This is a genomic window from Psychrobacter sp. P2G3 (assembly GCF_001593285.1).
Lineage (GTDB): Bacteria > Pseudomonadota > Gammaproteobacteria > Pseudomonadales > Moraxellaceae > Psychrobacter.
Genome location: NZ_CP012529.1, coordinates 3,314,488 through 3,321,751, shown reverse-complemented (window position 1 = coordinate 3,321,751; position 7,264 = coordinate 3,314,488). Strand labels below are relative to the sequence as shown.

The 7,264-nt window shown below is 41.0% G+C and carries 7 protein-coding genes; all 7 read left to right on the top strand.

Annotation, left to right across the window (positions count from 1 at the left end; all coding sequences use genetic code 11):
- Positions 1–573: 573 nt before the first annotated feature.
- The 7 genes from rpmH (at position 574) to ribD (ending at position 7,036) form a co-directional block, all read left to right on the top strand.
- Positions 574–708: a 50S ribosomal protein L34 gene (rpmH, locus tag AK823_RS13620; RefSeq protein WP_007394757.1), complete on the top strand. Its 135-nt coding sequence runs from the start codon at positions 574–576 to the stop codon at positions 706–708.
- A gap of 186 nt (positions 709–894) precedes the next feature.
- A complete protein-coding gene (gene rnpA / locus AK823_RS13615; RefSeq protein ID WP_068329981.1) occupies positions 895–1,266 on the top strand; it encodes a ribonuclease P protein component in 372 nt (123 codons plus the stop codon).
- 1 nt (position 1,267) lies between these two features.
- Positions 1,268–1,648, top strand: a complete 381-nt coding sequence (gene yidD, locus AK823_RS13610; RefSeq protein ID WP_068329978.1) for a membrane protein insertion efficiency factor YidD — start codon at positions 1,268–1,270, stop codon at positions 1,646–1,648.
- Between the two features lie 242 nt (positions 1,649–1,890).
- The gene (gene yidC / locus AK823_RS13605) at positions 1,891–3,573 is read left to right on the top strand and encodes a membrane protein insertase YidC (protein WP_068329975.1); all 1,683 of its coding nucleotides are present in this window, start codon (positions 1,891–1,893) and stop codon (positions 3,571–3,573) included.
- Positions 3,574–3,757: 184 nt separating this feature from the next.
- Positions 3,758–5,221 carry a tRNA uridine-5-carboxymethylaminomethyl(34) synthesis GTPase MnmE gene (gene mnmE, locus AK823_RS13600; RefSeq protein WP_068329972.1) on the top strand — a complete coding sequence of 488 codons (1,464 nt, stop codon included), beginning with the start codon at positions 3,758–3,760 and terminating at the stop codon, positions 5,219–5,221.
- A 113-nt stretch (positions 5,222–5,334) separates the two neighbouring features.
- A complete protein-coding gene (nrdR, locus tag AK823_RS13595) occupies positions 5,335–5,793 on the top strand; it encodes a transcriptional regulator NrdR (protein WP_068329968.1) in 459 nt (152 codons plus the stop codon).
- Between the two features lie 187 nt (positions 5,794–5,980).
- Positions 5,981–7,036: a bifunctional diaminohydroxyphosphoribosylaminopyrimidine deaminase/5-amino-6-(5-phosphoribosylamino)uracil reductase RibD gene (gene ribD / locus AK823_RS13590; protein ID WP_068329966.1), complete on the top strand. Its 1,056-nt coding sequence runs from the start codon at positions 5,981–5,983 to the stop codon at positions 7,034–7,036.
- The last annotated feature ends 228 nt before the right edge of the window (positions 7,037–7,264 follow it).

The window sequence follows — 7,264 nt, the reverse complement described above, 5'->3', positions numbered from 1 at the left end:
AACCTAAAATAAATAAGTGTGCATCAACGCTTTTGCTTGTAACTCTTTAGTCGCTATAACTTATGCGTACTGCATAAAAGTAATAGCGTTGAACAAGCCAAAACCGCACATCAAGCTGGGGGCTAATTTAACACAGATAGCCTGTGGATAACATCCTGTTTTTTGTGGATAAGACTGTGGACAGTTTTGTGGATAAGTCAATAAGCCAAGTTATCCATATTTCACCCACAGGTTATCCACAGGTTTACCCATAGCTTAGTATTTTGATAACAAACAATAAATTCGACTTAACCACAGATAATATGGTCCCCAATAACAACAATACTTATATATATTAATTAATTAGTTATTATAGAGTTCGACTAATTCTGTGGATAACTTTTGCACAAGATACCTATCAAATAGATATTTAACCATTCAATTTAACAAATAATAAGTGAGTAAAAACTGGTCATCACTTGAATAAAAATGATGGGTTAATAACACAGTAAATTAGTTTATTGACCAAAATATAATGGAATGGTATAATCCTCCGTTATTACGAATTTAGTCCATTATTTTGATAGGTGAGTTATGAAACGTACATTCCAACCAAGCGTGATCAAGCGTAAACGTACTCACGGTTTCCGTGCTCGTATGGCAACTAAAAAAGGCCGTCAGGTCTTAGCTCGTCGCCGCGCTAAAGGACGTCATCGCCTTACTGTATAATCAGTAGATTGCGATAAGCATGGCTAATAGTGCTTGTTGTGTATTTATTAATTATAGATTGCGATAGTCAATCATCACAACTGACACGTAGCCATATATTAAAAGCGCCCACATCGGCGCTTTTTTTGTTTCTACATTTTACTATTACATCTGATGTTGTCATTAGCTTCTATTTTAGGTTGTACTATGCCCAATACTAACTCAGCTACACCTACCGCCCGCTTCACTAAAGAGCAACGTCTACTGACGCCTGCTGCCTTTCGTGAGGTATTTGATGCACCTGAGCGTAAGCTCCATCAGAGTCATTTAATGGCTTTCGTACGCACTAATACTCATAAGCAACCACGTGTGGGCATGGCTATTACTAAACGCAAAGTACCTACTGCTGTTGCTAGGAATTTAATTAAACGTCAAATACGTGAGCAGTTTCGAACAAAGTCTTTTATATTAGAAAATAAAGATATTGTATTTATTGTTAAAAAATCTATAAAAGGTATAGATAATAAAGAATTAAAAAATCAAATAAATAATATCTTTAAAAAAATAGAAAAAAAATAAAATGAATTATTTTTTTAAAGATAAAAAAAATTTTATTTATAAGTTTTTATATATCTTAATTATTTTTTATCAAAAGGTAATAAGTCCAATATTACCTGCCCGTTGTCGTTATTATCCAACGTGTTCGAACTATGGCAAACAGGCTTTGGCATGGCATGGGGTTCGGGCAGGGAGCTGGCTGCTGTTAAAACGTATTGGAAGCTGTCATCCTTTAGGTGGTGGGCATGGTATTGATTTTGTACCCTTACCTTTAGCGTCTTATAGTTATCAATATCTACCCTCTACTACACTAGTTAATGTCAGGGCACAAGGGTTTGGGGTGTACAAAGATAGCCAGAGTTATGTTTCACGTTTAAACTACTTGATGAAGTCAATCTCTTAAGGTGCGCCACAATAGACTCCTTATTATGTTTGCTGTTGGCATATTATTTCATCACTTCTATTTAGTTACCCACAAGTTATCCACACTCTTGGTATCATTCGAGACGAAATTTTAGTAAAATGATGCACATTTTATGTAAATGACTACCAATACAGTTGTCAGTTATGAATATAGCTGTGCTGTAAAGTCAGGACACATGCCCTAATTTTTCATTCCCTAATTTTTTAATCTAGGAAAGGTTTATGCAAAAGATATTTCGGGTGATGATCATCATTGCGATGCTAATCACCGCTTATCTGCTGATTTTGGCATGGCGAGATGATTATGCCGATGCACCAGCTGTAGACACTGCGCCAGAAGCTGCAACGTCAGTAGGTGCTGACATTCCATCTACTACCGGTGCAGCAGGTGATATTCCAGTGCAGACATCACCTGTCGATACTGGTGCTGTGACTACGACACCTGCTAAAAATTCAGGTCTAATCACGGTAACGACTGATCGCTATGACATCAAAATCAATCCAGAAGGCGGCGACATCGTCTATGCTGCTCTTAAGCAGTATGACGCTACGCTCGATAGCGATGAGCCTTTCGTATTGTTAGAGAATAACAGCAATCGTGTTTACGTCGCTCAATCTGGTCTAATTGGTCAAGATGGTATTGATACAGCAGAAGGCCGTGCTAATTACAGCCATACTGCTAGCAATTATGCGATGAAGGAAGGGCAAAAAACGTTGTCAGTACCGCTAACTTATAAAAAAGATGGCGTGACAATTACCAAGACTTTTACCTTCACCCAAGATAAATATCCTATTGATATTAGTTATCAGATCCAAAACGCTTCTGCGAATGCTTGGCAAGGTCAAATGTTTGCACAGTTAAAACGCGACGATAGTAAAGATCCTGGTATGTCTGACAAAGGTGCGCTGAGCATGGCGACCTATTTGGGCGGCGCTTGGGGTACACCTGACGATCCCTATAATAAGCTGAAGTTTGGCAAGTTTAGCGATGGTGAGTTGACTACTACCAGTGACAAAGGTTGGGTTGGAATAGTACAGCATTATTTTGTATCTGCATGGACCCCTGAAAACTTTACAGGTAAATTCTTTAGTCGTGAAACTGGTAGTGATTATTTTATTGGCTTTAATAGTCAGCCTGTCAATGTTGCGCCTAACAAGCAAGTAACGTTAAATGCAACATTATATGCAGGACCAAAAGTACAGTCTGAGCTTAAAGACGTAGCTGTAGGTCTGAACAAGACCGTTGATTATGGACTATTATGGCCAATATCAAAAATCTTATTCGCCATACTTGATGGTATCCACAAAATCATTGGTAACTGGGGTTGGTCAATTATTGTTCTGACTATCTTGGTTAAATTTGCCTTAATGTGGTTCTCTAATAAGAGCTACTATTCGATGGCAAAGATGCGAGCTATTGCACCGAGATTGGCGGCGCTTAAAGAAGAGCATGGCGACGATAGAATGAAAATGTCGCAAGAAATGATGGGCATTTATAAAGAAGAAAAAGTCAATCCAATGGCAGGTTGTTTGCCAATATTGATGCAGATGCCGATTTTCTTAGCGTTATATTGGGTATTGGTCGAAAGTGTTGAGCTGCGTCATGCGCCATGGATCTTGTGGATTCAGGATTTATCAGCGATGGATCCGTGGTTTATATTGCCACTACTGATGGGTGCTTCAATGTTTGTACAGCAGCAGCTAAACCCGCAGCCAGCTGATCCAATGCAAGCGAAAGTCATGAAGTTTTTACCGATTATCTTTACCGCTTTCATGCTGTTCTTCCCAGCAGGTCTAGTGTTGTACTGGACGGTGAACAACTTATTTAGTATGACGCATCAATACATTGTGAACAAAAAAGTAGAAGAAGAGCAAAAACAACGTACTGTTAAAGTTCTTGATTGATAGCTAATTAATACATGTAAATAATAAGGACCATCGCGCAAGCGGTGGTTTTTTTATACGTGACAACCTTATATCGCATTCAATTGACACTGAATAAAAAAGAGTAAAACAACATCAGAATATTGCTATTTAAAGTTTGCTTTGTCAGTCTGTCTTCAGCCGTCTATAATGGAGTTTTTAGTTAATGAGAGTAATTGTGGATTCCTTAGAGTTGGCATTAGCCGTACCTGATTCATCTAGAAAGTCTAACTCATCTGGATTGGCCACGATTGCCGCCATCGCCACACCGCTTGGACGTGGTGGTGTGGGCGTTATACGTCTGTCAGGTGCGCGTGCTTATGATATTGCCTGTGTGCTAACTGGTAAGTCTGCTTTTACGCCACGTATGGCCAGTTTTTGCCGTTTTTATCAGGCTGATGGCACGGTCATTGATGAAGGGTTAGTGCTGTACTTTAAATGTCCGCATTCATTCACAGGTGAAGATGTGATTGAGTTACAAGGGCATGGTGGCATGATTTTGCAAAACCAGTTGCTAGCGCGAGTATTTGAGCTAGGCGCAAAACAAGCCAGTGCAGGCGAGTTCTCTTATCGTGCTTTTGATAATGATAAATTGGATTTGGTGCAAGCAGAAGCTATCGCAGATGCTATTGACGCGACCAGTGCCGCTGCTGCTAGTAGTGCCATTCGTTCACTCAGTGGTGAGTTTTCACAAAAGATTAATCAGCTATTAGAGCAACTTATTCATCTGCGTTTGCACGTTGAAGCTGCCATTGATTTCCCTGATGAAGAGGACGTAGACTTCTTATCTGACGGCGTCATACAAAATAAACTTGAGCAAACACAAGACAAGATACAGCAAGTGTTGGCGACGGCAAAACAAGGTCAGTTATTACGTGACGGTATTCATGTGGTCTTAGCGGGCAGACCAAACGCAGGCAAATCAAGCCTCCTCAATCGTCTAGCGGGACAAGAGCGCGCTATTGTCACTGATGTAGCAGGTACGACTCGTGATACGCTACAAGAGACCGTCGTGCTTAATGGTCTAACACTGCATCTCACCGATACGGCAGGTCTACGTGACACCGAAGACACCGTAGAGCGTATAGGGATTGAGCGTGCGCGTACCGCCATTACACAGGCTGATATGCTGCTGATGGTCTACGACGTTACTCGCGATCTTGAGGAAGAAAGTACACCGCTAGAGCTTGCAGAACAACTATTTGGTGAGCTGCCAGAGGCGAAGCGTTTATTGATTATTGCTAATAAAAGCGACTTACTAAACTATAGTAGCGATGAAAAAATAACTTCTACCTCGCAAATTGAAATGAAAAATCGTGGCTACGAACAAGTCAATGTTTCATGTGAAACAGGTACTGGTATCGATACGTTGGTCGAAGCACTGTGTGCTAAGGTAGGCTTTCATCCACCAGAAAACAGCCTCATTGCCCGTACACGGCACTTAGATGCGCTTAGGCGGACGGCTGATTATTTAACAGAGGCGCACGAACAGCTAACAGTCTTTCAGGCAGGTGAGCTCGTTGCTGAAAGCTTACGTCAAGCTCAGCATAGTTTGAGTGAGATCACTGGTGAATTTAGTGCTGATGACCTATTGGGTAAAATATTTGGCAGTTTTTGTATTGGTAAGTGATTAGCAAATGGATGTATTTATTTTTGACTACTCTATATAAAATGTTAAATTTTTAACGTTTTGGTGTGATGAATAAAGGCTCTTGCTCTTAATATTAAAATAAGGAAAACGCTATGCACTGCCCGTATTGTAACGCGTCAGAGACCAAAGTTATCGACTCGCGTCTTGCTGCGGAAGGTGCGCAAGTGCGCCGTCGCCGTTCCTGTAGTAGCTGTCAAGAGCGGTTTACGACCTTTGAGATGGTAGAAGTCGTGATGCCAAGAATTATCAAATCAAGTGGCAAGATTGAGCCCTATGATAATGAGAAACTGCGTCGCTCTATTTTGTTACCTTTACAAAAGCGCCCTATCACGATTGACGAGCAAGAGGCGATGATTAGTCGTATTGAGAAGCGTGTCAGACAGATGGGAGAGCGGGAGATTAGCAGTAAAGTCTTGGGCGAAATTATCATGAGTGAGCTCAAAGCCTTAGACGATGTCGCTTATGTACGCTTTGCCAGTGTCTATCGTGACTTTCAAGATATTGATGCTTTTCATCAAGAGATTGCCAATATCCGTCCTAATGAAAAATAAGCTATAGTCGATACCAAATAAAATCAATACGTTGTAATGTGATGCACAACTGGTATAAATTTTTCTTGCTTGCTGTGTCTACGCTGACAGAGGCTGCAAAAAATTTATACCAGTCTCGCTGTATCGTTTTTATAGCGAATTTACTATAACTTGCTTCAATTTTCTCTTATAAATTAAGTCTACCTCTATGTCGATTCCAAATCACGCTCAAGATGCGCAAGACCGCTACTTTATGATGCTCGCTATTGAGCAAGCTAAGCAAGGTTTATATACCACTAGGCCTAATCCAGCCGTAGGCTGTGTCATCGTTCAAGCAGAGACGATAGTTGGTCAAGGATTCCATCCCAAAGCTGGTGAGCCCCATGCGGAAGTATTTGCGCTCAAAGATGCTGGTGCGCAGGCAATAGGAGCAACCGCTTATGTGACTTTAGAGCCTTGTAGTCATACAGGGCGTACGCCACCATGCGCTTTGGGTCTTATTAAGGCTGGTGTAAAACGTGTCGTGATTGCCGGTCTTGATCCTAATCCACAAGTTGCTGGACGCGGTGTGAGACTTTTAGAGCAGGCCGGCATTGCAGTCACGGTTGGTGTACTAACAGAGCAAGCAGAGGCATTGAACCGTGGGTTTTTAAAGGCGATGCGTACCCAAATGCCTTATGTACGTCTCAAAATCGCCACTAGCCTTGACGGTCGTACAGCGATGGCGTCTGGGGAGTCGAAATGGATTACCTCAGCAGCTGCTCGTGAAGATGTACAAAAACTACGCGCTCAAAGTGGCGCGATTATAACGGGCAGTGAGACCGTTATTGCTGATAATCCACAGCTTAACGTGCGCTCTACTCAGTTAGGCGTTTCACTGAAGCAAGTACCCGCCCCTATGATCGTTGTGTTAGATAGGCGTCAGCGTTTAGAACACAATCCACAAGCTAATTATCAGTTATGCCGCCAAGCAGATACGCTTTATTGGCGCGAAGATAACTTAACGGCATTACTTAAAAATTTAGTCAGTGAGCATCAATGCTATGACGTATTGGTAGAAGCGGGCGCTAGCGTCGCTGGTAGCTTTTTAAGCCAACAATTGGTAGATGAGTTAATTGTCTATCAAGCACCTTGTTTATTAGGAGCGCAAGCACGACCGATGGTCGATTTCAATCCCTTAACTTTAGCTCAGCAGCTACGGTTTGATATTCATAGACATGAACAACTAACTCCTGATCTTAAACTGACCTTGCACCCTCTATAACTTGTTATTTATAAACAGCTTATCCACAATCTGTGCTAAACATGTACTAAGTGTGGATAAGTAGCTGGTTTTACATCGGGTTTCACATGAAACTGTGTATAACTTTGTTTCACATGAAACTAATAGATCGAAATTTTTATTGAAAAATAAATAAAAGTACATATTAATCAATGACTTGGGTTTATAGTTCAACAAATTCCTAATTTTGGTCAAAGTTTGGTTTTCTGT

Excerpts from the sequence above, each read along its gene's own strand:
- ribD (WP_068329966.1), top strand. The coding sequence starts at position 5,981 with ATGTCGATTCCAAATCACGCTCAAGATGCGCAAGACCGCTACTTTATG.
- yidD (WP_068329978.1), top strand. The coding sequence starts at position 1,268 with ATGAATTATTTTTTTAAAGATAAAAAAAATTTTATTTATAAGTTTTTA.
- yidC (WP_068329975.1), top strand. The coding sequence starts at position 1,891 with ATGCAAAAGATATTTCGGGTGATGATCATCATTGCGATGCTAATCACC.
- nrdR (WP_068329968.1), top strand. The coding sequence starts at position 5,335 with ATGCACTGCCCGTATTGTAACGCGTCAGAGACCAAAGTTATCGACTCG.
- mnmE (WP_068329972.1), top strand. The coding sequence starts at position 3,758 with ATGAGAGTAATTGTGGATTCCTTAGAGTTGGCATTAGCCGTACCTGAT.
- rnpA (WP_068329981.1), top strand. The coding sequence starts at position 895 with ATGCCCAATACTAACTCAGCTACACCTACCGCCCGCTTCACTAAAGAG.
- rpmH (WP_007394757.1), top strand. The coding sequence starts at position 574 with ATGAAACGTACATTCCAACCAAGCGTGATCAAGCGTAAACGTACTCAC.